The 1,677-nt window shown below is 75.8% G+C and carries 1 protein-coding gene; it reads right to left on the reverse strand.

Going from position 1 to position 1,677, the window contains the following annotated elements:
• On the reverse strand, positions 1-1,677 hold a 1,677-nt coding region (locus tag ABZ078_RS44365; RefSeq protein ID WP_356584386.1), incomplete at both ends, for a beta-ketoacyl reductase.

Below are 1,677 nucleotides of genomic sequence, written 5' to 3' on the forward strand. Positions count from 1 at the left end.
CCGACGCCGCCGAGCCGTGCCCCAGCACCGCGGCCACCTGACCGCGCACCAGCCCGGACAGCTCCCGCATCCGCGCGTCCGGCGACAACCCGGCCCACCGGTCCACCAGACCCGCGTCGGCGGCCTCGCTCGCCCGCGCCCGGCGCACCCGGCCACCGGCCACCGCGCGCATCACCGCGGGCAGGCCGGCGCCCATGGCCCGGAACACGGCCAGATCGAACCGAACCGGCAGCACCAACGCCGGCCCCGCCGCCACCGCGGCGTCGAACAGTGCGAGCCCGTCCGAGGACGACAACGCCGGCAGACCCGACCGGGCGAGCCGGGCCGCCTCGACCTCACCCAGCGCACCGGTCATCCCACTGCGCTGCTCCCACACGCCCCACGCCAGCGAGACGCCCGGCAGACCGTCGGCCCGCCGCACCGCCGCCAGCGCGTCCACGAACGCGTTCGCCGCCGCGTAGTTGCCCTGGCCCGCGCTCCCGAGCACACCCGACGCCGAGGAGAACAGCACGAAGGCCGACAGGTCCAGGTCGCGGGTCAGTTCGTGCAGGTTCCAGGCTCCGTCGAGCTTGGGCCGCAGCACCGCGTCGAGCCGCTCGGGGGTCAGGGACGACACGACGCCGTCGTCCAGCACGCCCGCCGTGTGCACCACACCCGTCAACGGATGCGTGGCCGGGATACCCGACAGCACCTCCGCCAGGGCGGCAGGGTCGGCCACGTCACACGCCACCACCGAGGCATCCGCGCCCAACTCGCCCAACTCAGCGACCAGTTCGGCGGCACCCGCGGCCTCCGGTCCGCTGCGGCTGAGCAGCAGCAGACGCCGTACCCCGTGCGCCGTCACCAGATGCCGCGCCACCAGGCCGCCGAGCGTGCCCGTGGCACCCGTGACCAGGACCGTGCCCTCGCCCCAGGCCGACCCTTCCGGCGCCGTGGCCGACACGGCCGACTGGACGCGGGGCACGTAGACGACGCCATCGCGCACCGCGAGCTGGGGTTCGTCCCCGGCGAGTACGGCGTCCAGGGCGTCGGCCGGCCACGGCCCGCCGTCCCCGTCGCTGTCCAGGATGACGAACCTGCCGGGGTTCTCCGTCTGGGCCGACCGCAGCAGGCCCCAGGCCGGGACGGCCGCGACGTCCGCGACCCCCTCGTCCGGTCCGGCCGCCACCGCGCCCCGCGTGACCAGCACCAGCCGGGACGCCGCGAACCGCTCGTCCGCCAGCCAGCCCTGCACCAGCTTCAAGGCCCGGTGCGCGGCGTCGTGTGCCGCCTGGACCGTGTCCTTGTCCGGCGCCGCCACCGCGAACGGGACGAGCACCGCGTCCGGCAGGACGCCGCCGTTGTCGACGGCAGAGGCCAGGTCAGCCAGGTCGGCGTGGACGGTCGGCTCGGCCGGGAAACCAGTCACGGCATCCGGCGAGCCTACGACCGCCCACACGCCCTTGGTGTCGTGGGCCACGGCAGCCTGCGGCAGCGGCGTCCACTCGACGCGGAAGAGGGTGTCACGGGTCGCGGTCGCGCCCACGAGCTGCTCGGGGGCGAAGGGACGCAGGACGAGGGAGTCGACCGTGGCGACGGGCTGTCCGGTGCCGTCGGCGACGGTCACCGACAGCGCGTCCGCGCCCACCGGCGCCAACCGCACCCGCAGCACCGACGCACCCGACGCGTGCAGCGACA

Source organism: Streptomyces sp. NPDC006385, assembly GCF_040612485.1.
Classification (GTDB): Bacteria; Actinomycetota; Actinomycetes; order Streptomycetales; family Streptomycetaceae; genus Streptomyces.